We start from the raw sequence: 24,959 nt of genomic DNA on the forward strand, positions 1-24,959 counted from the left end.
ATATAAAACCCTTTTTTAATCCCACAACCCTTTTTTTAATCTTTTTTTATCTTTTTTTTATTTTCCTTTTTTGAACCCTTGTTTTCAGCACTTTACACAGCAAACTTTTTTAATGTTTTTTATTCTCACCCCTACTAATCCCTTTTTATGTAATTATTATAGTGCTTTCTGATTTAATATATAGATAGTTTATCTTTAAAAAACCTCACTGATTTACCCGCGTTAGGGATTAAAAGACTTGTCTGAACTGTTTTTTATCTCCCACAACCTTGATAAACGATATTTGCCCTTGCCTTTTGTAATTACCTCTTTATATAAACATCTTCTCCCCTAAAAAAAGAGAACAGTGAAAGACCTATCCTAAAGGAAACGCTATAAAAAGAAATTCCACACTAAACCAAATCGCACTGCAAAGTCACGGAATGGTTGGTTTGGTGCTGAGTAATAATTATACCCTGTAAAAGCCGAATTGAAGTGTTCTGCTTTTAAAAAGATTCGGGTTTGGCGAATTTTTGCGTTTATAAAAAAGTCTAGTCTTGGAAATCCTCCTAGCTTTTGTTGGTTTTGAGTATAAAATTCTGCTAGTAATGGATCGTATCCATTCATATTGTATTCTGTGAAGTAATTAAAAATGATTCCTGTTTGAAGGAACATTGCTTTTTTAAAGACGTGATTTGAATAGTATAATGTATTACGTGTTACTATTTGAGGTACGTTTAATGTATTATTTTCATCAGAGACATTTTGATATAGTATTGTGTTATCTAAAGCGAAGTTTTTATATCTTATCTCTTTTTGAAGTTTTGCTCTTAGATATGTAATTGTTGCATTGTTTTGAAAAGGCTTTACGTTACCGTCTTCGTTTTTTGCAAAATAGACATTATCTGTTATGGTATTAAAGTCTAAAGATAGGTTTACATATTTATCTGACTTTATATCAAAAACTAGTTGTTGCGTCTTTATATTATTGAAATTGTTTTTCCAATTATAATTTACATAATCACTTTGATATAATAAGGTATTAAAGTTTGGCGCTACAGAATGATGATTTATCCCTACGGACGCATCAAAGTTTTCACTTAGTTTGTACCTTGCTTTTGCTGACAGAAAATTTGAGTCATAGTCACCAACGACATTTAATTGAGCTTCACCAGACAACAAGAATCCTTTATATTGCTTTTTGTACTTACCTCCTACACTTAATATATCCCCTTTAATTCTGTTTGGTATTGTTCCTGAATCTAAATACAATACTTTGTCATAACCATAATTATAATTGTTATGACTTACATTAAATTGAACATTGCCAATTATTCCGTTAGTATAATCTACTCTTAATTGATTATAAAAACGCTCATACTCATTTCTATCTACTAGATTTGAGGTCTTAAAAGCTTCTCCAAAATAATCATCGCTCCTACTTTGTTCAAACTTATATATTTTATCTTCTAACATCATTACATGACCTACTTGTAACTTATTGGTTTGTGTAGAATCGTTTTGTTTAATTATATCATATGTATGGTTAAGATAAAATCGTTTTCCCAAAAATAAACTTTCGGCATTTTCAAAATTTACTTCAAAAACACCTCTATCTAAGAAATCTTCATCTCCAGTTTCAAAAAACTCAATACTTTCATCTGTAATACCTCCATTTTCTTCATTTAAAATATCTTGAGAGGTAAAGTGCATATTAGCTATATATCTATTGTTTTTAGTCTTGTAGCTTGCTGTCATCCTTAAGTTTCCTGTACTTGATAAAGAATTTTGATAAAATCCCAAAGATCGCATTCCTTTGTATGCAATAGATAAATTAAGTCGTTTTGAAGTGTTTACCGTAAAAAAAGCATCTAATTGCTGACCTTGTGTGAAAGCTGTTTTATAGTAAATCTCTGTTAAAGGCGTCGGGACATGGTAATAATTAACATCTTCCGCATTTAGATAATTAAAATGTTTTGCGTTAGCACCAAATTTGGGTAATAAATTATTATCACTAAAATTATGCGTCAAACTATTATACGTTTGTCCAACATTAGCAAAAGGCATTAAACCAAAATCATCACGTCTTAAATAGTTGTACTTGTATTCTTTTTTTATTGAAAGTGTAGTATCTAAATAAGTAGTATCTCTTTCTGAAGTGATTATTAAATAATCTGTTATAACAGCATCTGGATTTTTAACACCTTTTGATTTAGAAAAACTTCTGTTATCTGTAGAATCAGAAAACTTAGAATTACTAGATTTAGGTTCTAAGCTTCTATCATCTCTTAATATTTGTTTGTTTTGAGCGTTAACAGATAACACCACAAAAATTAAAATTATGCTGAAAATTATTTTTTTCATTAAATGCTGACTATTTTAGTCTTTTAATTTTATTAAAATTATCTAAGTGCCAAAAATAGCAAATATCTTTATGGTATTTGATTTTTAGTAAAGAAAGGCATAAAACTATAATTTTTAAACGTTTTATTATTCATTTTATTTAATGCTTAAACTAAATTTTTCTGGTTTAAATCTTGAATGCGGTACAGATGAAGCTGGTCGTGGTTGCCTTGCTGGACCTGTTACTGCAGCTGCTGTTATTTTAAAACCCGATTTTAAAAACTTAATCTTAAACGATTCTAAACAAATAAGCGAAAAAAAACGCGACATTTTAAGACCTATTATTGAAAATGAAGCTTTGTGTTTTGGGTTTTCTCATATTTATCCTGAAAAAATTGACGAGATAAACATTTTAAATGCTTCAATTTTAGCAATGCACAAATCTATTGAAGCTTTAAAAAAAACACCAGAATTTATCATAGTTGATGGTAACAAGTTTAAGCCTTTTAATGAAATTCCGCACGAAACTATTATTAAAGGTGACGGTAAATTTTTAAGTATAGCTGCTGCTTCGGTTTTGGCAAAAACGTATCGTGATGAGTATATGAATAAAATCCATGAAGAATTCCCCATGTATAATTGGAAAAAAAATAAAGGTTACCCAACAAAAGAACATCGCGAAGCCATTAAAAAATTTGGTATCACAAAATATCACAGAAAATCTTTTAGGCTATTACCTGAACAATTGAAATTAGAACTGTAACTTTCTATCTTTGCATAAACCCTCATAATTTATATGAAACATTTTTGGTATTACCTTTCAATAGTATTCTTAGTTTTTTCTTGTAATTCGGATTCAAAAAAAGTTAAGGTTGTAGATTTTATTTCAGAAAGTGCAGATGTTGTTTTAACCATAAACAACCTAGAAGGTTTTACAAACAACCTTAATAATAATGACCTTCTTTCTTCATTAAACAAAACTAAAAGCTATCAAAATACAGTAGCGCAGTTTGCCTTTATAAAAAACCTAAAAACAAAACATCCTATATATATAGGTATAAATTCTGAAAAAGAAACTGTTTTTAGTTTTACAACTAGATTATCAGATTCTATTTTTACTTTAGATAGTACAAAAAGAAAATCTTTACAATTAAAAGGGTTTTCTGCTGAAGAAATTTTAATAGACAGTTTAAAACTTTACGTTACTAAAAAGGATAGCTTATTAATAGGAAGTAATACTAAAACCGAATTAGAGCAAATCATAAACAGCAAGCAAAAACCTGAACACATTAAAAATTTAATTAACGTCCAGGATAAAAATGCTTCATTTTCTGTAATTGCAACAAACAATTCACCAGTAAAAAGTCTATTTAAAAACGAAAAGATTGCATTTTTAAATTTTACTAATTCGCTAACTTTTGATGCAGATGTATCTCAAGACCAAATTATACTAAATGGTATTACAAAAGCAACAGATAGTAGTAACAGTTTAATTAATGTTTTTAAAAACACAATACCACAAACTAACCAACTGGCACAAATTGCACCATCTAACAGTAATGGTTTTTTAAGTTTAACTTATAACAATTACAAAACATTTAAAAACAACCTAAACGCTTTTACTAAGAAAAATGACACTTTAGCAAATTCACTTTTAAAAAATAGTATTGAGTTTGGAGAAGTTTATTTTGAATCTGGCAACCTATTTATCATAAACACCGAAGATATTATTGCTACAGAAGAAGCCTTAATAAGCGAACAACACCTTGTAGAAACTTACCGAAATGTAGATGTGTTTAATTTTAGTAATCCTGAAATTTTCAATAACACATTAGCTCCATTTATTAATAAAGTTGAAGCTAATCATTATTGTGTACTAGATCAATTTGTAGTGTTCGCTAAAACGAGAGAAGCTATAGAAAACGTTATTGCAAACTATCAAAATCAAACCACTTTTAGTCATCGTGATTATTACAAAAACATAAAATCTAAAATTAGCAATGATGCATCAATCTTACAGATTTTAACTCCTGAAAGTTTAGAAACTACCATTAAACATAATTTAGATTCAGAAGAAGATTTCAACTTAAAAAGTTATAAAACGTCTGCTATTCAGTTTATTTATGATCGAGATTTTGCACATTTTAATGCTATTTTCAGAAAAGCAAAACAAAGCTATAGAGACAATATTATTTCTGAAGTTTTCAATATAAAAATTGAAAATGACGTACTTAACACGCCGCAATTTGTTACTAATCATACAAACAATCAAAAAGAAATTATAGTACAAGACATTACTAACAAGTTGTATTTAATTTCTAATAACGGAAAAATCTTATGGACCAAACAACTAGACGGTCCAATTTTAGGTGAAGTCAACCAAATAGACATGTACAAAAACAGCAGGTTACAATTAGCTTTTGCAACTCCGCATCGTGTTTATGTTATAGATAGAAATGGTAAAGACGTAGATCCTTTTCCTCTTAAATTTAGTGACGAAATCACACAACCTTTAGCTGTTTTTGATTATGATAAAAGACGTAAATACAGATTGTTTGTCACTCAAGGTAAAAACGTATTATTATACGATGCAAAAGGAAAAACGGTAAAAGGATTTGAATTTGAATCTGCTAAAGACATCATTAATACACCTCCAAAACATATAAGGATTGGCTCTAAAGACTATATTGTTGTAAAAACAGATAATCATTTACACATTTTATCAAGACGTGGTAAAACCAGAATCAAAGTAAAACAACAGTTAAATTACTCTAATCAACCAGTTTTTGAATTTAATAACGGGTTTATAACCACAACAAACAACGGAAAATTAGCTACAATTGACCAAAACGGGAATGTAAACGTTGCTAATACCAATCTAAAAGAAAAACATCAACTAGTTACAACTACAAAAACATTGGTTTCGCAATCAGAAAACATACTTAATATTAAAGACAATACGCTTAATTTAGATTTAGCAAATTACACGGCGCCAAAGTTATTTTATATCAATAATAAGATATATGTTTCGGTGACTGATGTTCAAAATCAAAAAATACTTCTATTTGATAGTAATGCCGAAATGATTGAAAACTTCCCGGTTTATGGTACATCAAGCATTGACCTAAACAATATTGACACAGACAATAAACTAGAATTTGTTACTAAAGGAGAAAGCAACAATATTTTAGTTTACAAAATCAACTAATAGCTCTAATGATAAACAGAAACAAAGCCAGCATACTTAAATGTATAATACATAAAGTTGGCAATAAACATAACGATACAAAAAATGCATTTTCTGAAAACGAATTACAGTTTGACGAAGAAAGCTACGAGCTAATGTTACCCTTTTTACTAAGACCTTTTACCAGCTTAGTACAAAGTCACAGATTTAATCATCACGCCAATATCGAGTTAAATGAAATTAACGCCTACTCTAAAGAAATTTTTAGTGATGATAATGCATTAGTAGAAACCTCAAAAAACATAGTAAAACATTTATATGAGCAATCTACAAGTGCACAAATTAAAACAGGAGATGTTATTGTAGCGTATTTTGATGGTATAGAATATAATGAAATGGTCATTGATGCAGTTGGTATTTTTAAAATTGAAAACAAGAGCAATTTCTTTCAAACCTATTTAGAAAATAATAGCTACGATGTTATTGTTCAAAAAGGAATCAATGCCAAAAAACTAGACAAAGGTTGTTTAATTTTAAACACAGGTGATGCAGAAGGAAAAGTAGTGCTTACCGTAGATAACAATAATTATGATGCTGCATATTGGACAGACAAGTTTTTAAACATAAAATATGCAGACGATTATAATAGTCATACCCAAAACTATTTAGAGTTATGTAAAGAGTTTTCTACAGAAGTTATAAAAACCAGTTACGGATCTAAAGAAAGAAATGACTTTTTAGCTAAAACCATAGACTTTTTTAAAGAAAATGAAATTATAAATGTAGAGCGTTTTAAAGAAGAAATCTTTGAAGAAGACAAACACATAGATTTATTTGAAAGCTATAAAAAAGATTTTGAAGCAGAGCAAAACATAATTATCAGAAATCAATTTGATGTTTCTGAAAAAGTATTAACCAAAGAAAAAAAGAAAATAAAAACCGATATAAAATTAGATACGCATATCCAAATAAAACTTGATATTGACGCACCAGATGCTGCTAGCGAACATCTAGAACGCGGTTACGACGAGGACAAAAAAATGCATTACTATAAAGTATATTTTAATGCAGAAGATTAAAAACAAAAAAGCGATTTGAAAATTTCAAATCGCTTTTTTTTATACTGTCGCTGTTACAAATTCAGCTTCAAAAAGAGTTTTAAAATGATTAAGCAGTTTTTCTTTTACTTCAGCTTCATCTACTTCCTTTACACCTAACTCTACATTTAAAGAAGTTACTGCTTTTCCTCTTATGCCGCAAGGAATAATATTATCAAAGTATCCTAAGTTAGCATTCACGTTAAGTGCAAAACCATGCATGGTAACCCATCTACTAGCACGTACGCCCATAGCACAAATCTTACGCGCAAACGGTGTACCTACATCTAACCAAACGCCTGTTTCGCCTTCACTACGTGTGGCTTCTAATCCATATTCTTTTAAAGTTAAAATAATAACTTCTTCAAGAAAACGTAAGTATTTGTGTATATCTGTAAAAAAGTTATCTAAATCTAAAATAGGATAGCCTACAATTTGTCCTGGTCCGTGATAAGTAATATCTCCACCTCTATTTATTTTATAAAATGTGGCGCCTTTTTCTTCTAGCTGTTTTTCATCTAAAAGCAAATTAGACATATCGCCACTTTTACCTAAAGTATACACATGTGGATGTTCTACAAAAAGAAAATAATTTGGCGTTTCTAAACAGGCGTCTTCTCTTCTATTTTGTATTTTAATATCAAGGATTTCTTTAAACAAAGCTTCTTGATAATCCCAAGTATCTTTGTAGTCTTTATATCCTAAATCTTGTATTGTTATTTGTTTGTTCAAATCTTAATCTTCTAAAATTACTTCCAAATTTAAAGCTTCTGGATCTGTTACATAGGTTGCAAAAGGAAATTCTACCATTATAGTTTTTCTATCTGCACTAAACATAGCATTATCATTATTTACAGATTTTACTGGTCTAGGAAAATGATAATTTAATTTATACGTAGAAGACCCAAACATAGCCATCATATCTTTAATACTGTCTGCTCCTTTTTGATGAGCTTCTGGATCCAGAATTTTTACAGTTCTTGTAAATGTTTTTCCGTCAAAATTATAGTCTAGTTTTGTAGCTGTATTATCTAATTGACTAAAAGGATTTGCTGGATCATTAATTGGTTGCTTCTTACCCTTTTTATTACCTTCTAACTCACTAAAAGTATTCATAGCTTCAAACATATTTTGCATTTCAGAAGCATTATTAAATTCTGTAAACAACTCAAATGTCATTTGTTCTGTTTCAGGATTCATAACCATATGCATACTAAAGTTTTCTAGCTTTTTAAACTTGGCTTGCTCTTCTTCAGATAATTGTGCAATGCTATCACGCTTTTCGTCAAAAACTTCTTTAAAACTAAAGGTAGAATCTATAGCTTTTTCGCCATCTTCTTTCATTTTATCTCCAGCCATTTGCATTAACTGAGAACCATCAAAAGAAAATGAAATTTTACCAGAACCGTCTTCGTTAATGTAAACATCTTCAGAAAAATTACAGCTGGTTAAAAACAAGGTCATAAGACCAAAAACAAGAGTGAGAAATTTATTCATTTTATATTTCTTTAATTTATGCAAAGATACAATTTATCTGTTAGGATTATTTACAATAATTAAAGCTGCGATTGTTCCAGGAATCCAACCCAAACACCATAATATAAATACGATTAAAATTGATCCGCAACCTTTATCTAAAACGGCTAAAGGCGGAAAGAAAACACATAATAATACGCGCCAAAGTGACATAATTATTTGATTTTTAATGATTGATGATTACCAATAAGACGTTATCTTAACCAGTTTGTTACAGAAAAATTCATTTCATTTTTAACTAAAATTACAACACATGTAATCCCTTAAAAAATAGTTTTAATTCCTCTGTTAATATCTTATCTTTGCTAGCTAAAATTATATTCAAAATAAACATGTCACAATTATCTGAGCAAGAACTTGTAAGAAGAGAAAAACTAGGTAAATTAAGAGAACTTGGTATTAACCCTTATCCTGCGGATTTATTTCCTGTAACCGAAAACTCTAAACAAATAAAATCTCAATTTGAAGAAGGTAAAAAGGTAGTTATTGCCGGTCGTTTAATGAGTCGTCGTATTCAAGGAAATGCTAGTTTTGCCGAACTACAAGATAGCGAAGGTCGTATTCAAGTTTATTTTAATAGAGACGAAATTTGTACTGGCGAAGACAAAACAAAGTACAATACTGTTTACAAAAAATTACTTGACATAGGTGATTTTATTGGTATTGAAGGCGAATTATTTACAACTAAAGTTGGCGAAAAAACAGTTTTAGTAAAAGACTTTACCTTATTAAGTAAAGCATTAAAACCTTTACCATTACCAAAAGTAGATGCCGAAGGTAATATTCACGATAAATTTGATGATCCAGAATTACGTTACCGCCAACGTTATGCAGATTTAGTGGTTAACCCAAAAGTTAAAGACGTATTTGTAAAACGTACTAAATTGTTTAACGCCATGCGTCAATTTTTTAATAACTCTGGTTATTTTGAAGTTGAAACACCAATCTTACAACCAATTCCTGGTGGCGCTGCTGCACGACCATTTATAACGCATCATAACAGTTTAGACATTCCTTTATATATGAGAATTGCTAACGAACTGTATCTAAAACGATTAATTGTTGGTGGTTTTGAAGGTGTTTATGAGTTTTCTAAAAACTTCCGTAACGAAGGTATGGATCGTACGCACAATCCAGAATTTACCGCTATGGAAATTTACGTGGCTTACAAAGACTACAATTGGATGATGGAATTTTGCGAGCAATTATTAGAGCATTGCGCAACAGCTGTAAACGGAACAACAAAAGCCACCTTTGGAGAACACGAAATAGACTTTAAAGCGCCATACGCAAGAGTGACTATGGCAGACTCTATAAAACATTTTACTGGTTTTGATATTACTGGTAAAACAGAAGCAGAAATTAGACAAGCTGCAAAAGACATGGGTATTGAAGTTGATGAAACCATGGGTAAAGGAAAATTAATTGACGAAATTTTTGGAGAAAAATGTGAAGGTAATTACATCCAACCAACATTTATCACAGATTACCCAAAAGAAATGAGTCCATTATGTAAAGAACACCGTGATAACCCTGAATTAACAGAACGTTTTGAACTTATGGTTTGCGGTAAAGAAATTGCAAATGCCTATTCAGAGCTTAACGATCCTATTGATCAAAAAGAACGTTTTGAACACCAATTAAAATTAGCCGAAAAAGGAGACGACGAAGCTACAGAGTTTATAGACTACGACTTTTTACGTGCTTTAGAATATGGTATGCCACCTACATCTGGTATGGGAATTGGTATGGATAGACTAATTATGTTTTTAACCAATAACCAATCTATACAAGAAGTATTGTTTTTCCCTCAAATGAAACCTGAGAAAAAAGCAATACCAATGACAGATGAAGAAAAAGCAGTGTTTGCAATATTAAAAGCAAATAACCCAATAGACCTTAACGAGCTTAAATCTCAATCTGGATTAAGTAATAAAAAATGGGACAAAACCATAAAAGGTTTAACCAAACTTGGTGTTGCAAAAGTCAACAAAACCGACGAAGGTTTATTTGTAGAAATAGCTTAAAACCTAAATTAATTAGCACATAAAACCTAAATTTTATCTATCGATATAATTTAGGTTTTTTTTGTAAATTGTACTAGTAAAGTTATTTTACTTAACCCTAACAAAAGCTTATATCTTCAAAGATCATGTAAGCCAAAACCTATTACAATGTTTAAAACATTAAACAAAAAGATTGTTATATTTCCTTTGGCTACATTTTTAGTAATAACACTAATTGTAATCACTGCATGGCAAGAATCTTTAAATAATAATAAAGATTTAGTTAGAGAAAGCGTCCTGCAAAATGGCAAGTTAATAACTAAAGAATTTAAAAACATCTTTAAAGCTGATGTCGCTAGGCTTGAAAACCTAAAAAATAGAATAGAATTTACCAATGGTTTATATTTAGATTATTGGGAAAAAGATGCAACCATGCTTCTTGAGCAAAACCAATCTTTTAAGTTTTTAGAATGGATTGATAGCGCTATGGTTATCAGAAAAATAAACCCTTTAAAAGGAAACGAAAAAGCTATAAATTTAGATATCTCTAAAGTCGAATATCGAAGACACGAATGGATAAAACACAGTAAAGATAGTTCTGTAAACATAACTCCATGGGCAAAACTAACACAAGGCGGAAATGCTTTTTTAGTAGATGTACCAGTTTATTTTGAAAATAAATTTCAAGGAACGATTACTGGCGGAATGAATTTTAAAGACAATTTTGATAAGCTAGCTAAAAACTTAAACAACCATCTTTCCATACAGCTATTTGACCACAACAACATTTTATTTTACGAATTAAATAAAGACTCAAAAACTAACAATGACATCATCTTTCAAGATAGCATTCTTGTAGATAAACTAGACAACCAAAAATGGAAACTTCAAGTAACTGCTAACAACAACCTGTTTACAGCAAACGGAAGATACATAACTAACATAACATTAATAATAGGTCTTGTTTTAAGTTTTTTAATTAGTTTATTAATTTACTTTTATCAAAGAGCAAGAGCAGAAAGAAAACTTGTTTTAAAATCTAATAAAGAGCTTTTACAAACCAACAAACAACTAAACATAGAACGTAAAAAGGCAGAAAAAGCTTCTTTAGCTAAAACAGAGTTTTTATCTAATATGAGTCATGAAATTAGAACACCTTTACATGCCATATTAGGATTTATAGATCTTTTAAAAAGCAATCTTAAAAAAAGCGATAAAGAATATCTAAATTTAATGAGTAAGTCCTCAAGCAACTTATTAAATATCGTAAACGATATTTTAGATATTGATAAAATCGAGTCTGGCAAACTAGAATTAACAAAAGTTAAATTTAACCCATATCAAAAAATAATTGAATTAATAGAGGTTAATCAATTTTTATTTATACAGAAGGACTTATACCTTAAAGGAAAATACATAAACATAGAAAACAAATTTGTTTTAGGTGACGAAAGTAAATTTATTCAAGTCGTAAATAACATACTTAAAAACGGGTTAAAATTCACAAATAATGGAGGTGTTACACTAACATATAATGAAGAAATCACAAACGATAACAAGTTACATATTAATATATCTATAGCAGATACTGGTATTGGTATACCAAAAAATAGATTAAATACAATTTTTGAAAGGTTTACACAATTAGAAAACAGTGTTAAAAAGCAATATGAAGGTAGTGGTTTAGGACTTGCTATTTGTAAAATCTTTATAAAAATGATGGGTGGAGAAATTTCTGTAAAAAGCACACCTAATAAAGGAACAACGTTTGAATTTTACTTAAAATATCCAATTTTAAAAAACCAAGAAGACAACAATATTAAGTTTGAAAACCAAAAAGACATTAACCTTAAAAATCTAAATGTATTAATTATAGATGACAACAAACTAAACATCATTGTTCTTAAAAAAATTCTTGAAGATTTTGGTGTTAAAGCTGACTCTGCTAATAATGGAAAAGTTGGTCTAAAAAAATTTAAAGAAAAAAATTACCAGCTTATATTTATGGATATACATATGCCAGAAATGGATGGTTGGGAAACAACAAAAAAGATTAGAGAGTTAAATAAAGACGTTATTATATTTGGACTATCTGCTAATGTAACAACAGAAGCTATAGACAAAGCTTTAGAAAGTGGCATGAATAACTATCTTTCAAAACCTTTCAAAAAAGAACACTTGTATAAGCTGTTATTTTTCCACTTCAACAAAGAATAAATAATTACTTCCTTTTATTAATTGATAAAAGTATACCTAATTATCAACAATTAAAATATTCTTTCTTAAAAAGCACAACTAACCTTATACATTAAAGTTAAAGGCAAAAATAAACAAATTGCTATTGTAGTTTAAAGAAAGACAGATTGTTAATTAATTCACAAAAATAAAATACTATTAAACCATTTAACTTTTTAAAGGTCAAAGCAGTAAATAACTTAAAAAAACAAAACAGATGAAAAAATTAGCAATACTAGCTTTGGCTTTGATAACTTTTCAAGCTAATGCACAGGACAAAAAAGAAGTAAGAAAAGAACGTAAAGAAAAAATGATGCAGTTAGAGCCGCAAGAAATGGCAGAGCTTCAAACTAAAAAAATGACTTTACATTTAGATCTTACCGAAGCGCAACAAAAAAAGGTAATGGAACTTAATTTAGAACAAGCTAAACAACGTAAAGCTGCAATGCAAAAACGCATAGAAGCTAAAGAAAAGGGAGAGAAACCTACAAAAGAACAACGCTTAGCTTTTGAAAATAAAAAATTAGATGCTCAAATAGAAAATAAAAAGAAGATGAAAAACATCTTAAATGACGAGCAGTACAAAAAATGGGAAACCATGCTAGAAAAAAGAGCTCATAAAAGAGCTGAAATGAAAGGAAAAATGAGAAGAGGAAAACGCATGGAGGAGAAAAAAATGCAAAAAGAACTTTCGAATGACTAGACTAAAATGTTAATATTTTAGCAATTTTTCACCTTTAAAAGATAAAAAGCATTGATTTGTCTAATCAGTGCTTTTTTATTTGTAATTATTAATCAAAAAGCGTTACTTTGAGATACAATTAATTAACTATTACTACAATGAAAAAATTATTTACTCTTTGTTTATTTGTTTTTGGACTTTTATTAACTACTCAAACGGTTAATGCACAACAACAAAAATTTAGCACCGAAGTTAACCAAAAGGCTTATCAAAAAGCGGTAGAATACGGTAGACACTTAAAAGCAGATCAAGATACACAAGAAGCTATGTACACAGCTTTTCAAGAGTATTATGATAAAACAAACACATTAAACAATACTCATAAAGTTGGCACTAGCGATTATACTGAGTTACAAACTCAAATCAATAAACGCTTACTTTCTTTATTAGAAAACGCTTTAAATGAAGAACAATTTGGAAGATATTTAGAGCTTACAGACCAAATTAAAGAAGAGTAATATTAACTTATATTAATTCATAAAAAAATCCGATTGAAGTTTTCAATCGGATTTTTTTATTTAAATCTATTTTATTTTCTAACTAAAAACAGTATCACAAGCTGCTATAGTTTTATCTAAATCTTCGTAAGTTAAAGCATCGTTTAAAAACCAGCTTTCAAATGCGCTTGGCGCTATATAAATACCCTGGTTTAACATACCGTGAAAAAACGTTTTAAATGTTTCATTATTCCCTTTTGCAGATGTTTCAAAATCTAAAACTTCATCTTCACAAAAATGTACCGAAATCATAGAACCTACTCTGTTAATAGTATAAGTTACATTGTGTCTATCTAAAACTTCTACTAAACCATTATGCAAATACTCTGTCTTTTTGGCCAAGCTTTCAAAAACATTACCTTTATTTAGTTCTGTAAGCATTGCTAATCCTGCAGCCATAGCTAATGGATTTCCGCTTAAAGTTCCTGCTTGGTACACTGGTCCTAAAGGCGCAAGATGATTCATAATTTCGTTTCTTGCTGCAAATGCACCAACTGGTAATCCGCCACCAATTACTTTTCCGAAGCAAACAATATCTGCTCTAATACCAAATAATTCTTGCGCGCCACCTTTTGCTAATCTAAAGCCTGTCATGACTTCGTCAAAAACTAACAAAACATTATTATCGTCACATAAAGCTCTAAGTCCTTCTAAAAAACCTGCTTTTGGTGGTATACAACCCATGTTCCCTGCAACTGGCTCTAGGATAATACAAGCAATTTCATCTTTATTGGCTTCAATTAAAGCCTTTACATTGTCTAAATCATTATATTTTGCCAACAAGGTGTCCTTTGCTGTTCCTTGAGTAACACCTGGACTATTTGGCGTACCAAAAGTAACAGCGCCACTTCCTGCTTGTATTAAAAACGAATCTGAATGCCCATGGTAGCAACCAGCAAATTTGATTATTTTTTCACGTTTTGTGAAACCTCTTGCCAATCTAACAGCGCTCATACAAGCTTCTGTACCTGAGTTTACAAATCTAATTTTATCAATATTTGGAACCATTGATACAGCTAGTTCTGCAATTTTAGTTTCAATTTCGGTTGGCGTACCAAAAGATGTTCCTTTTTTTGCTTTTTCGATTACTGCGTTAACTACAGGCTCATGTGCGTGACCTAAAATCATTGGTCCCCAAGATGCTATGTAATCTATTAATTGGTTACCATCTTCGTCATATAAATAAGCTCCTTTGGCTTCTTTAATAAAAATTGGTGTACCACCAACTGCTTTAAAAGCTCTTACAGGACTATTTACTCCACCAGGAATTACCTTTTCAGCTTCAGCAAATAAGGCACTACTTCTTTTATAAATCATGTATTAAAAATCTTTTGGGATTGGTTTTACAAATAAAACTTGACCAATATTTAAATCGTTACTTTCTAAACCGTTTAACGATTTTAGCTCGTCTATAGTAATATTATATTTTTTTGAAATTGCATAAAGTGTATCTCCTTTTACAACAACATGCTTATCATTGCTAACAGTTTGTTTTCCTAAAACCTCAGCGTCAAACTTATGTAATTGATAACGCTCTATTAGGCTAATTAATTTATCTGGATATTTTCTATCTGTTGCGTAACCTGCTTTTCTAAGCTCTATTGCCCAGTTTTTATAATCGTCTTTATCTAAAGTAAATAGTTTTGCGTAGCGCTTTCTTTCTTTTAAAAATAATGAATGATCTCTAAAAGAGTATTTAGAGTTTTTATACTTTCTGAAACATTCTTGCGAAGCATCATCATCATGGTAGATTTTTGCGCCTGTCCATTCATGACATTTAATACCAAAGTGATTATTAGCCTCTACTGAAAGTCTTCCTTGCCCAGAAGCAGATTCTAAAATACCTTGCGCTAAAGTGATGCTTGCTGGTATGCCGTAATTACGCATTTCTTCTTGAGCTATATCACTGTAAATTGCTATATATTCTTCTGTTTTATTTGCAAAAACCCTAGGTGTAATTTTTGGTGTTACTTCGACAACTACCTCTTTTGTTTCTTCTTTAGGAGTTGTTTTTGGAGTCGTTTTTATAACAACTCTTGGTTTTGTTTTAGTTTTTCTAGTTGTTACTTTTCTAGAACTACCGCAACTTACTATTAATATTGAAAGTAGTAAAAGCGTAAATATTTTCTTCATCAACCTATATAATTAATGGTTTATTTTGTTTTTTTAGTTTAGCGTTCATTCCATCAATTCCTTGTAATCCTCCGGTATGAATTGCTAAGATTTTTGAGTTTGGTTTAAAATACCCTTTTTTAATTAAATCAAAGATACCAAACATCATTTTTCCTGTATAAATTGGATCTAACGGAATTTCAGTTTCTGCTTTAAACTTATTGATAAACGCAATTAAACTGTCATTTATTTTTCCGTAGCCTCCAAAATGATAATCTGTAATTAATTCCCAATTTGTACTTGTGGCAAATTTACTAATATCTTTATTTAAAAAGTCACCTTTTAATGACGAAAACCCTAAAATTTTTTGATTAGATTTTGACGCATTAATTATCCCTGAAACTGTACCACCTGTTCCAACAGCACAACACAAATAATCAAACTTACTATCCTTCTCATTTAAAATTTCTTGACATCCTTTTATGGCTAAATTATTTGTTCCTCCTTCTGGTATTAAATAAAAATCACCAAACCAATCTTTCAAATTTGAAATAAAATTAGGATTAGACTTATCTTTATAGTCTTTACGACTTATAAAATTAAATGTCATTCCGCAAGATTTAGCAAAACTTAGTGTAGGATTAGTGTCAACTTTACCTTTCAATTCCTCTCCTCTAATAATTCCTATAGTGTTAAAGCCTTCAGCTTTACCTGCAGACGCAACTGCTGCAATATGGTTAGAAAATGCACCTCCAAAAGTTAGCAAGGTTGGTTTATTTTCTTCTCTAGCTTGTAAAACGTTGTATTTAAGTTTTCTATACTTATTACCAGATACAAAAGGATGTATTAAATCTTCTCTCTTTATTGAAAGCTCAATATTTTTTTTATCATCTAACCAAACATGCTGATTATCTGATAAAAAATTAGAAGAAAATAAATTTAAACTCATTACTTATTTTATTAAGTACCAAACTTCAAAAAAACTGATTTAAAATAAAAAGAAAAACTATATAAATAAATTTAAATACAAAATTGACCGAAAATTCATTTTTTAGCAATTAAGTGTTTTCTTACAAGGCAAAAAAACTCCAAAAAACCAGCAAAATCAACAAAAAAAGCATATGAACAATTTTAAATAACATGTTTTTTATCGATAAAAAAAGCATATAAATATTAAAAAGTAAAGAACTGATTAATTTTGTTATTTAAAATGTTAAAAAAAACTTAAAGCAATGAAGAGAATTTTCACAAAAAAAAACACACTTGTTTTATTTGCATTTTTAAGCTTTTATTATAGCTACTCACAAGTTGGGATTGGGACTACTGCACCAAGAGGCGCAGTAGATATAGCTTCTACCACACAAGGTTTAGTTTTCCCTAATGTAGCTCTTGTAAATACCATTACAGAAACCGCTGTTAATCCTCAAGGAGGATCTATACCTACAGGAACTGTAGTTTATAACACTGCAACATCTGGTACATCACCAAACAATGTAGCTCCTGGTTTATACTATTGGAACGGATCTAGATGGATTGCTTTTGCAGGCTCTCCTGGTGGATTAGATTGGTCATTAACAGGTAATAGTGGTACAACTGCAGGTACAAATTTTTTAGGAACAACAGATGCTCAAGATTTAAGACTATATACAAATAATGTTGAGAGAGCTAGAATATTAAGCACTGGAAATATTGGAGTTAACTCGGCAGGAACTGCATCAAGTCAAATTTTTGTTGAAGCTGATAATACAGAAGATGCTGTTGCGGGTATAAATGATGACACAGTTGGTAATGCTTTTTGGGGGAGAAACTCAAATAGTGGTGGGACAGCCATCATAGGTGCAGCCAATGGACTTGGTGGTGTTTATCCTACAAAAGGTGCGGGTGTAGCAGGATCAGCTATCGACGGACATGGTATATCTGGTATGGCTGGTAATGGAGCACCAAACAATACTGCTCATGATGGAAATTCTGCAGGATATTTTTCATTGGATTCTGACAATAATCCAAACACAAATAACTCTAGTGCATTTGCTTTAATTGCTGGTAAAACCGAAATTAATCCACCAGGAGGTGGTACTCCTTTAAGCAGATCTTTATTTGGAGGGTATTTCGTTTCTGGAATTGGACCTGGACAAGCTTATGCATATGTAGGAACTAAATATGACCATGATAATACAGGAGCAGGAGGAACAAATTATAAAATTTTAGGTGATGGAACTGTTTCAACTATAGTAAAAGATAAAGATAACAATCCTAGAATTATGTTTGCTCCAGAAGCACCCGAAGTACTTTTCCAAGACTATGGAATTGGTAAACTAGTAAACGGAACAGCAGTGATTAAACTAGATGAAATTTTAAGTAGAAACATCTTAGTTGACAACACTCATCCTCTAAAGGTTTTCATTCAATTAGAAGGAGATTGTAACGGTGTATACGTAACAAACAAATCAGACAAAGGCTTTACCGTTAAAGAATTACAAAACGGAAATAGTGATGTTACTTTTTCTTGGCAAATCGTTGCTACAAGAGCCAATAGTAAAGATACGAATGGAGAAATAACATCTCATTTTGAAAACTTAAGATTTCCTATCGGTCCAAAATTAGTACAAGAACCAGGATTCAAATCAAAAGAAGTAAAGAAAGAAGAAACTAAAAACTAAACATACTTAAAAAAACTCCAAAAAGACCTCCTCTTTAAATAGTCGAGGTCTTTTTCATTTTCATAAGCTTCACGCTCAAAAGAAATATTTCGATATGCCCTACTCCAATTTTTAAATTGTACAAGTCTAATTAAAAACTCAATTCCATACCAAATAAAAAAAGGAAGAACCAATAACTCTAATTGTTGTCTTATGTGAATTTTCTCATGATTAATTAAAATCATGTCATCTTTTTGTCTTTTATGCTTTAACACTATAAATGGATAAATAGTTATAGCCGTATAACCTTTTGGCACCAAATATTTAAAAACTAAAAGCATAAGGTTTTTGATATAAAAGTAGTAGTAAAATTACATTATCTTTGTAAATATGAAGAAAATCATTCCTGTAGAAGAAGGTGATTATTATCTAACACCAGAAGGTTACCGTTGTTTTACAGCGCAATATCACCTTAAACGTGGTTATTGCTGCCAAAGCGGTTGCAGACATTGTCCTTATGGGTATGATAAATCAACCAATACATTAAAAAAAAAGTAATGCAAGCAACAAGTATCTCATTTAAAGAACAAATTTTAGAAGGAATTCCAAATGAATTACCTCAACCTAAACCGTTTGATCATTCTTTAAATCATGCACCAAAAAGAAAAGACATTTTAAATGACGAAGAAAAAAAATTAGCATTAAAAAATGCACTTCGTTATTTTGATAAAAAGCATCATGCAACTTTACTTGCAGAGTTTAAAAACGAATTAGATACCTACGGAAGAATCTATATGTATCGCTTACGTCCTGATTACAAAATGTACGCAAGACCAATAGAAGAATACCCTGCAAAATCTAAACAAGCAGCAGCAATCATGTTAATGATTCAGAACAATTTAGATTATGCAGTAGCACAACATCCGCACGAGCTTATAACTTATGGCGGAAATGGTGCAGTTTTTTCAAATTGGGCACAGTATAGATTAACCATGAAATATTTAGCCGAAATGACCGACGAGCAAACTTTGGTTATGTACTCTGGTCATCCAATGGGCTTATTCCCTAGTCATAAAGAAGCTCCAAGAGTTGTAGTTACTAACGGAATGATGACTCCTAACTACTCTAAACCAGATGATTGGGAAAAATTTAATGCACTTGGTGTTACACAATATGGTCAAATGACTGCTGGTAGTTACATGTACATTGGTCCGCAAGGTATTGTTCACGGTACAACTATTACAGTACTTAACGGATTTAGAAAAATTAAAAAACAACCTAAAGGAAATCTATTTGTAACTTCTGGATTAGGTGGTATGTCTGGCGCACAACCAAAAGCAGGTAATATTGCTGGCTGTATTACAGTTTGTGCAGAAGTCAACCCAAAAATCACACAAGTAAGATTAGACCAAGGTTGGATAGACGAAAAAATTACAGATGTAAATGAATTAGTTACTCGTGTTAAAAAAGCAAAAGCAGAAAAAGAAACCATTTCTATAGCCTATTTAGGAAATGTAGTTGACGTTTGGGAAACTTTTGATAAAGAAAACATACACATAGATTTAGGTAGTGATCAAACCTCATTACACAATCCTTGGGCTGGCGGTTATTATCCTGCTGGATTATCTTTTGAAGATGCCAACACAATGATGGCTAATCAACCAGATTTATTTAAAGAAAAAGTACAAGAATCTTTACGTAGACAGGCTAAAGCAATAAATAAACATACCGCAAAAGGCACGTACTTTTTTGATTATGGAAACGCTTTTCTACTAGAAGCATCTCGCGCTGGAGCAGATGTAATGGCTACAAACGCCACTTTAGGTAGAGAGTTTAAATATCCTAGCTACGTGCAAGATATTATGGGACCAATGTGTTTTGATTATGGTTTTGGTCCATTTAGATGGGTTTGCGCATCTGGAAAACAAGAAGATTTGGCTAAAACAGATGAAATTGCTTGTCAAGTTTTAGAAGAAATTATGCAGCATTCCCCTGAAGAAATCCAGCAACAAATGGCTGATAATATTCAATGGATAAAAGGTGCTCAAGAAAACAAATTAGTTGTTGGCTCTCAAGCTCGAATCTTATATGCAGATGCCGAAGGACGTATGAAAATAGCCGAAGCCTTTAATCAAGCTATAAAAAATAATGAAATTGGACCTGTTATTTTAGGTAGAGATCATCATGATGTATCAGGTACAGATAGTCCATATCGCGAAACTTCAAACATTTATGATGGCTCACGTTTTACAGCAGATATGGCAATACATAATGTAATTGGTGATAGCTTTAGAGGTGCTACTTGGGTTAGTATTCACAACGGTGGTGGCGTTGGTTGGGGCGAAGTTATCAACGGTGGATTTGGTATGGTTCTTGATGGTACTAAAGAAGCATCAACCCGATTAAAACAAATGTTATTTTGGGATGTTAATAACGGAATTGCAAGACGTAGTTGGGCAAGAAACGACGAAGCTATTTTTGCTATAAAACGCGCTATGCAAACCGAGCCCAACTTAAAAGTAACTTTACCAAATGTTGTGGATGATGATTTATTGAATTCAATTTAAAAATACATAACGCTATGAAAACAATCATTAAATTTTTACCAATTGCTCTAATAGCTATGGTAATCACATCTTGTAGCTCGGTTAGAGTTGCTGCTGATTATGATAGACAAGTAGATTTTAATCAGTACAAAACGTTTGCTTTTTTCAAATCTGGTATAGACAAAGCAGAAATAAGCGACCTTGACAAAAAACGTATACTACGTGCTATAGAAGCCGAATTACTAGCAAAAGGCTATACAAAATCAGAAAATCCAGATATGCTAGTTAGTATTTTTACTAAATCAAATCAACGAGTAGATGTATACAACAATTCTTGGGGTTATGGCGCTTGGGGATGGGGCGCACCTGGATGGGGATGGGGCTGGAATATGCAACCTAATGTTTCTACCAGAACACAAGGTGTGTTATTTGTAGACCTTATTGATGCTAAGAAAAAAGAATTAGTATGGCAAGGACAAGGCACAGGTTACTTGAGTACAAACATGGACAAAAAAGAAGAACGCATTAAAGAATTTGTTGCAAAAATCATGGAGAAATATCCTCCAGGAAGCATGCAATAACAACATAAAAAAAGCGACTAAATAATTAGTCGCTTTTTTTATGGATAATACTCTACCGCATGACCATTATCTACCAACCATTGGTTAACCTCTAAACCATCTTCTAAAATAATATTGGCTAAATAACGTCCTTATTTACCTTGTTTATCTTTGTAAGAGCGTATGGTTACTTCTTTATCCAAAACCATTTCTCTAAGTATATCTCTAACAATAATGCCTTGTTCTCGTTCTGGACCTCTAAGTTCTGGAGTATTAATACCGTAAAGGCGTAATTTCATTTCTTGAAAATGTAAAAACCCTAAATCCACCATCGCCGTAACGGTATCTCCGTCATAAACGTCTATAATTTTTGCTTTGTAATTGTACATATCTAATTGTTTAATAGCTGTTTAAATATACAAAACAAACCGAATTATTCATTCATTTTTTTTACTTACCTAAGATTAAAAAGGTTTACATAACAATCAACCTGACTCTTTTTGCAATAAAAAACCCTTAAAACTTTAGCTTTAAGGGTTTGATTTATAACTTAAAAGTATTTACTTAATCTTTATTTTGTTTGAAGTTATCAAACTCACTTGTTTGCTCATCTCTTGGCCAAGTGTTATTTGATGTATCAACATCTGCTGTCTCTAATTTTGGATCTACTGTAATTTTTACAATTTCTTTTTCAGAAGCAACAGCTTTACTTACTTCTTTATCATTAAGTCTCCAAATTTGAGCTGGATAAGTTTCTGTTTTTGAAGTTCCGTCTACATAAGTATATTCTACAATTATTGGCATTACCAATCCTCCTGGTTTTTCAAAAGTCACATTATAAAAATACTTTGGCTCTTTTAATTGCTTTTGTTCTGCAGGAGTAAAGTTATCCATAATGTATTCTTTTAGTGATTGAGAACCTTCCATTAAGCTTTTTGCTTTCATGTCTTCTTTGTAATCTTCACTTCCTTCTTCTACCATGTAAACTAATGGTGGTAAATCGCTTAAACTCATACCACGCGCTTTAACCATGTCTTTGATTTGCTGTGTTGGTTCATTAGATACATAAAACTTTTTAACATCTTTAATTGCTATATCTACATAATCTGTTGTATAAAACCATCCTCTCCAAAACCAATCTAAATCTACAGCAGAAGCATCTTCCATTGTTCTAAAGAAATCCTCTGGAGTTGGGTGTTTAAACATCCATCTTTGCGCATATGTTCTAAAAGAGTAATCAAATAATTCGCGTCCCATAATTGTTTCACGTAAAATATTTAACGCTGTAGCTGGTTTTCCGTAAGCATTATTACCAAACTGATATGTATTTAAACCTTTTGTCATAATTGGTGCTATGTAATCTTGATCACCACCCATGTAATTAACAATTTTTTCTGCAGGACCACGTCGTGATGGATACTTATCCATACCTGGAGATAAAGAAGACGGATACCACTCTGCAAAATCTTGTTCTGCTACGTATTGAGAAAATGTATTTAAACCTTCATCCATCCATGTCCATTGACGCTCGTCACTATTAACAATCATTGGGAAGAAGTTGTGTCCAACCTCATGAATAATTACACTTATCATTCCGTATTTTACACGATCGCTATAATTACCATCTGCATCTGGTCTTCCATAGTTCCAGCAAATCATAGGATATTCCATTCCTTGATTTTTAGCATGAACAGAAATTGCTTTATGATAAGGATAATCAAAAGTCATACGAGAATACGTTTTTAAAGTACTTGCTACTGCTTTTGTAGACCATTCTTCCCACAAAGGATTTCCTTCTTTAGGATATAATGATACTGCCATTACATCTTTATCACCTATTTTAACAGCCATCATATCCCAGATGTAACGTCTTGATGTTGTAAATGCAAAATCACGAACATTTTCAGCATATAGCTTCCATGTTTTTTTCTTTGTTGCTTTTGTTTTTTCTGCTGCTCTTGCTTCTTCTTCTGTTACGATTAAAACAGGCTCTTCATAAGATTTTTTTGCTTTCTCATAACGTTTCATCATTTCTTTAGAAAAAACGTCTTTACGGTTAGTTAATTTACCTGTTCCATCTAACATATGATCTTCTGGGACAGTAATATTAACTTCAAAATTACCAAATGGTAGTGCAAACTCATCACGTCCCCAAAATTGAGAGTTTTGCCATCCTTCTACATCATTATAAACTGCCATACGAGGATAAAATTGAGCTATAACGTATGCTCTATTATCGTCCTCCTCAAAGTATTCGTAACCAGAACGACCTCTTCCTTCTACGTGATTGTTAATGTTATACCACCACTTAATTTTAAAAGTAAATTGGTCTCCAGATTTTAATACTGAAGGCATTTCTACTCTCATCATGGTACGATTAATCATATGTGGTAAAGGATTACCTTTTTCATCTTTTACAAATTCAATATTAAAACCTCCATCAAAACCTTCTGTCATGTAGCTATTAGCAAATGATGAAGTTTGTTGTGCTGGTGCTATACCGCTTCCTTGTATTAAAGGTGTTTTAGAGTCTTTAGCACGCATATTTTGGTCTAACTGTACCCATAAATATTCTAAATTATCTGGTGAGTTGTTAGTGTACGTAATTGTTTCTTCACCGTAAATTCTAGCGTTAACATCGTCTAACTCGATGTCCATTTTATAGTCTGCTTGTTGTTGGTAATAAGCAGGACCTGGAGCACCAGATGCTGTTCTAAACATATTTGGCGTAGAAAACTCGTCGTATAACTGTTTAAACTTGTTGTTGTTTGTGTGACCTGGTTGACGTTCTGTCTTTTCCTCAGCTTGATCTTGTGCTAATGCACTTGCAGAAATGAATAAAGCTGAAAGAAATAAATACTTTAATTTTTTCATTGTGAGAATTAGTTATAAGGGCGTGAAATTAACAAATTTTAACGTTGCTTAAAAAGCTTTTACTAAAAGTTTAACAAACCTTTATCGTTCTGTGCGTTAAGGACTACTGTCTTGTTTTTACCATTTATATTGGTTCTTATTACATTTTTTTGATCGTCAAATATATCAAACAAGACCTTATTTTGTATTTGAAACGTAGATATTGACTCCACATTTTCTAACTCTAAATAGCAGTGCATGATGCCATCATCATATTTTTTACCAATAAATTCTGGGATCATTTCTTTCCCGTTTATAGATATTTCAATTTTAGTTAAAAGGTATTTTTTTATGTAGCTATCAATAAGTTTTTCATCTTGACCATTGTCTAAAGTTATACTTTCATCATATCTTTTTCTTAGCAGCTTTTCAAAATCATCTATAAATATTCTTGAAATGATTTGTACAGATTTTTTTTCTTTTACATACTCAATCTGCGTGATACTTACATAATATTTGTGAACTGCGCTGAAAGAACAAAAAAAGAAAATTCCTAATAAGGCTAAATATTTAATAGATTTCATGAAGTGAATAATTTAGAATTGCAAATCTAATGGATACTTAACA

Annotated in this window: 22 protein-coding genes; 11 read left to right on the top strand and 11 right to left on the bottom strand. The window is 31.0% G+C overall.

The features are described from left to right. Positions 1 to 372 precede the first annotated feature (372 nt). A complete protein-coding gene (locus tag WA327_RS04665) occupies positions 373 to 2,343 on the bottom strand; it encodes a putative porin (protein WP_336066975.1) in 1,971 nt (656 codons plus the stop codon). Positions 2,344 to 2,485: 142 nt separating this feature from the next. Here WA327_RS04665 and WA327_RS04670 point away from each other — a divergent pair, with 142 nt between their 5' ends. The 3 genes from WA327_RS04670 to WA327_RS04680 are packed head-to-tail and all read left to right on the top strand — an operon-like array spanning position 2,486 to position 6,588. After that, on the top strand, positions 2,486 to 3,085 hold the full coding sequence (locus tag WA327_RS04670) for a ribonuclease HII (protein WP_336066977.1): 600 nt from the start codon (positions 2,486 to 2,488) through the stop codon (positions 3,083 to 3,085). Positions 3,086 to 3,118: 33 nt separating this feature from the next. Further along, on the top strand, positions 3,119 to 5,530 hold the full coding sequence (locus WA327_RS04675; protein ID WP_336066978.1) for a DUF3352 domain-containing protein: 2,412 nt from the start codon (positions 3,119 to 3,121) through the stop codon (positions 5,528 to 5,530). Positions 5,531 to 5,538: 8 nt separating this feature from the next. Continuing rightward, positions 5,539 to 6,588: a nucleoid-associated protein gene (locus WA327_RS04680; RefSeq protein ID WP_027881142.1), complete on the top strand. Its 1,050-nt coding sequence runs from the start codon at positions 5,539 to 5,541 to the stop codon at positions 6,586 to 6,588. 39 nt (positions 6,589 to 6,627) lie between these two features. Here WA327_RS04680 and lipB read toward each other — a convergent pair whose 3' ends face one another. The 3 genes from lipB to WA327_RS04695 are packed head-to-tail and all read right to left on the bottom strand — an operon-like array spanning position 6,628 to position 8,295. Beyond that, positions 6,628 to 7,338: a lipoyl(octanoyl) transferase LipB gene (lipB, locus tag WA327_RS04685; RefSeq protein ID WP_336066980.1), complete on the bottom strand. Its 711-nt coding sequence runs from the start codon at positions 7,336 to 7,338 to the stop codon at positions 6,628 to 6,630. A gap of 3 nt (positions 7,339 to 7,341) precedes the next feature. Continuing rightward, entirely contained in the window at positions 7,342 to 8,103 is a 762-nt protein-coding gene (locus tag WA327_RS04690) for a hypothetical protein (protein WP_336066981.1), read from the bottom strand. A gap of 33 nt (positions 8,104 to 8,136) precedes the next feature. Then, on the bottom strand, positions 8,137 to 8,295 hold the full coding sequence (locus WA327_RS04695; RefSeq protein ID WP_336066982.1) for a YqaE/Pmp3 family membrane protein: 159 nt from the start codon (positions 8,293 to 8,295) through the stop codon (positions 8,137 to 8,139). A gap of 179 nt (positions 8,296 to 8,474) precedes the next feature. Between WA327_RS04695 and lysS the strand changes: the two genes are divergently transcribed. From lysS to WA327_RS04715, 4 genes are all read left to right on the top strand, one after another. Then, a complete protein-coding gene (gene lysS / locus WA327_RS04700; RefSeq protein WP_336066984.1) occupies positions 8,475 to 10,169 on the top strand; it encodes a lysine--tRNA ligase in 1,695 nt (564 codons plus the stop codon). Positions 10,170 to 10,316: 147 nt separating this feature from the next. Further along, entirely contained in the window at positions 10,317 to 12,365 is a 2,049-nt protein-coding gene (locus WA327_RS04705) for a response regulator (RefSeq protein WP_336066986.1), read from the top strand. Between the two features lie 235 nt (positions 12,366 to 12,600). Further along, positions 12,601 to 13,086 (top strand): hypothetical protein, encoded by a 486-nt coding sequence (locus tag WA327_RS04710; protein WP_336066987.1) that lies wholly within the window; start codon positions 12,601 to 12,603, stop codon positions 13,084 to 13,086. A gap of 137 nt (positions 13,087 to 13,223) precedes the next feature. Beyond that, positions 13,224 to 13,583 carry a hypothetical protein gene (locus WA327_RS04715; protein ID WP_336066989.1) on the top strand — a complete coding sequence of 120 codons (360 nt, stop codon included), beginning with the start codon at positions 13,224 to 13,226 and terminating at the stop codon, positions 13,581 to 13,583. A 78-nt stretch (positions 13,584 to 13,661) separates the two neighbouring features. Here WA327_RS04715 and hemL read toward each other — a convergent pair whose 3' ends face one another. The 3 genes from hemL to WA327_RS04730 are packed head-to-tail and all read right to left on the bottom strand — an operon-like array spanning position 13,662 to position 16,683. Further along, a complete protein-coding gene (gene hemL, locus WA327_RS04720) occupies positions 13,662 to 14,939 on the bottom strand; it encodes a glutamate-1-semialdehyde 2,1-aminomutase (RefSeq protein ID WP_336066990.1) in 1,278 nt (425 codons plus the stop codon). A 3-nt stretch (positions 14,940 to 14,942) separates the two neighbouring features. Further along, positions 14,943 to 15,755, bottom strand: a complete 813-nt coding sequence (locus WA327_RS04725) for a glucosaminidase domain-containing protein (protein WP_336066991.1) — start codon at positions 15,753 to 15,755, stop codon at positions 14,943 to 14,945. A 4-nt stretch (positions 15,756 to 15,759) separates the two neighbouring features. Beyond that, complete coding sequence (locus tag WA327_RS04730; protein WP_336066992.1) at positions 15,760 to 16,683, bottom strand: pyridoxal-phosphate dependent enzyme; 924 nt, start codon at positions 16,681 to 16,683, stop codon at positions 15,760 to 15,762. A gap of 283 nt (positions 16,684 to 16,966) precedes the next feature. Here WA327_RS04730 and WA327_RS04735 point away from each other — a divergent pair, with 283 nt between their 5' ends. Beyond that, positions 16,967 to 18,394: a hypothetical protein gene (locus tag WA327_RS04735; RefSeq protein WP_336066993.1), complete on the top strand. Its 1,428-nt coding sequence runs from the start codon at positions 16,967 to 16,969 to the stop codon at positions 18,392 to 18,394. Here WA327_RS04735 and WA327_RS04740 read toward each other — a convergent pair. Beyond that, positions 18,391 to 18,714 (bottom strand): hypothetical protein, encoded by a 324-nt coding sequence (locus WA327_RS04740; RefSeq protein WP_336066994.1) that lies wholly within the window; start codon positions 18,712 to 18,714, stop codon positions 18,391 to 18,393. The genes WA327_RS04735 and WA327_RS04740 overlap by 4 nt on opposite strands. Positions 18,715 to 18,763: 49 nt before the next feature. Here WA327_RS04740 and WA327_RS04745 point away from each other — a divergent pair, with 49 nt between their 5' ends. Genes WA327_RS04745 through WA327_RS04755 form a run of 3 tightly spaced genes read left to right on the top strand, consistent with a single transcriptional unit; the run spans position 18,764 to position 21,500 of the window. Beyond that, positions 18,764 to 18,931, top strand: a complete 168-nt coding sequence (locus tag WA327_RS04745) for a DUF5522 domain-containing protein (protein ID WP_162138988.1) — start codon at positions 18,764 to 18,766, stop codon at positions 18,929 to 18,931. 14 nt (positions 18,932 to 18,945) lie between these two features. Then, positions 18,946 to 20,940, top strand: a complete 1,995-nt coding sequence (locus tag WA327_RS04750; RefSeq protein ID WP_336067587.1) for a urocanate hydratase — start codon at positions 18,946 to 18,948, stop codon at positions 20,938 to 20,940. A gap of 14 nt (positions 20,941 to 20,954) precedes the next feature. After that, positions 20,955 to 21,500, top strand: a complete 546-nt coding sequence (locus WA327_RS04755) for a DUF4136 domain-containing protein (RefSeq protein WP_336066997.1) — start codon at positions 20,955 to 20,957, stop codon at positions 21,498 to 21,500. Positions 21,501 to 21,631: 131 nt separating this feature from the next. Here WA327_RS04755 and WA327_RS04760 read toward each other — a convergent pair whose 3' ends face one another. The 3 genes from WA327_RS04760 to WA327_RS04770 all read right to left on the bottom strand — a co-directional run bounded on the left by WA327_RS04760 (position 21,632) and on the right by WA327_RS04770 (position 24,916). Beyond that, positions 21,632 to 21,868 (bottom strand): hypothetical protein, encoded by a 237-nt coding sequence (locus WA327_RS04760; RefSeq protein ID WP_336066999.1) that lies wholly within the window; start codon positions 21,866 to 21,868, stop codon positions 21,632 to 21,634. Positions 21,869 to 22,043: 175 nt separating this feature from the next. Then, entirely contained in the window at positions 22,044 to 24,353 is a 2,310-nt protein-coding gene (locus WA327_RS04765; protein WP_336067001.1) for a M1 family metallopeptidase, read from the bottom strand. 62 nt (positions 24,354 to 24,415) lie between these two features. Then, entirely contained in the window at positions 24,416 to 24,916 is a 501-nt protein-coding gene (locus tag WA327_RS04770) for a DUF6702 family protein (RefSeq protein ID WP_336067003.1), read from the bottom strand. Positions 24,917 to 24,959: the final 43 nt, after the last annotated feature.

Origin of the sequence: Mesoflavibacter sp. CH_XMU1404-2 (genome assembly GCF_037029465.1) — a bacterium.
Classification (GTDB): Bacteria; Bacteroidota; Bacteroidia; order Flavobacteriales; family Flavobacteriaceae; genus Mesoflavibacter.

Excerpts from the sequence above, each read along its gene's own strand:
- WA327_RS04665 (WP_336066975.1), bottom strand. The coding sequence starts at position 2,343 with ATGAAAAAAATAATTTTCAGCATAATTTTAATTTTTGTGGTGTTATCT.
- WA327_RS04670 (WP_336066977.1), top strand. The coding sequence starts at position 2,486 with ATGCTTAAACTAAATTTTTCTGGTTTAAATCTTGAATGCGGTACAGAT.
- WA327_RS04675 (WP_336066978.1), top strand. The coding sequence starts at position 3,119 with ATGAAACATTTTTGGTATTACCTTTCAATAGTATTCTTAGTTTTTTCT.
- WA327_RS04680 (WP_027881142.1), top strand. The coding sequence starts at position 5,539 with ATGATAAACAGAAACAAAGCCAGCATACTTAAATGTATAATACATAAA.
- WA327_RS04690 (WP_336066981.1), bottom strand. The coding sequence starts at position 8,103 with ATGAATAAATTTCTCACTCTTGTTTTTGGTCTTATGACCTTGTTTTTA.
- WA327_RS04695 (WP_336066982.1), bottom strand. The coding sequence starts at position 8,295 with ATGTCACTTTGGCGCGTATTATTATGTGTTTTCTTTCCGCCTTTAGCC.
- lysS (WP_336066984.1), top strand. The coding sequence starts at position 8,475 with ATGTCACAATTATCTGAGCAAGAACTTGTAAGAAGAGAAAAACTAGGT.
- WA327_RS04705 (WP_336066986.1), top strand. The coding sequence starts at position 10,317 with ATGTTTAAAACATTAAACAAAAAGATTGTTATATTTCCTTTGGCTACA.
- WA327_RS04710 (WP_336066987.1), top strand. The coding sequence starts at position 12,601 with ATGAAAAAATTAGCAATACTAGCTTTGGCTTTGATAACTTTTCAAGCT.
- WA327_RS04715 (WP_336066989.1), top strand. The coding sequence starts at position 13,224 with ATGAAAAAATTATTTACTCTTTGTTTATTTGTTTTTGGACTTTTATTA.
- hemL (WP_336066990.1), bottom strand. The coding sequence starts at position 14,939 with ATGATTTATAAAAGAAGTAGTGCCTTATTTGCTGAAGCTGAAAAGGTA.
- WA327_RS04725 (WP_336066991.1), bottom strand. The coding sequence starts at position 15,755 with ATGAAGAAAATATTTACGCTTTTACTACTTTCAATATTAATAGTAAGT.
- WA327_RS04730 (WP_336066992.1), bottom strand. The coding sequence starts at position 16,683 with ATGAGTTTAAATTTATTTTCTTCTAATTTTTTATCAGATAATCAGCAT.
- WA327_RS04735 (WP_336066993.1), top strand. The coding sequence starts at position 16,967 with ATGAAGAGAATTTTCACAAAAAAAAACACACTTGTTTTATTTGCATTT.
- WA327_RS04740 (WP_336066994.1), bottom strand. The coding sequence starts at position 18,714 with ATGCTTTTAGTTTTTAAATATTTGGTGCCAAAAGGTTATACGGCTATA.
- WA327_RS04745 (WP_162138988.1), top strand. The coding sequence starts at position 18,764 with ATGAAGAAAATCATTCCTGTAGAAGAAGGTGATTATTATCTAACACCA.
- WA327_RS04755 (WP_336066997.1), top strand. The coding sequence starts at position 20,955 with ATGAAAACAATCATTAAATTTTTACCAATTGCTCTAATAGCTATGGTA.
- WA327_RS04760 (WP_336066999.1), bottom strand. The coding sequence starts at position 21,868 with ATGTACAATTACAAAGCAAAAATTATAGACGTTTATGACGGAGATACC.
- WA327_RS04765 (WP_336067001.1), bottom strand. The coding sequence starts at position 24,353 with ATGAAAAAATTAAAGTATTTATTTCTTTCAGCTTTATTCATTTCTGCA.
- WA327_RS04770 (WP_336067003.1), bottom strand. The coding sequence starts at position 24,916 with ATGAAATCTATTAAATATTTAGCCTTATTAGGAATTTTCTTTTTTTGT.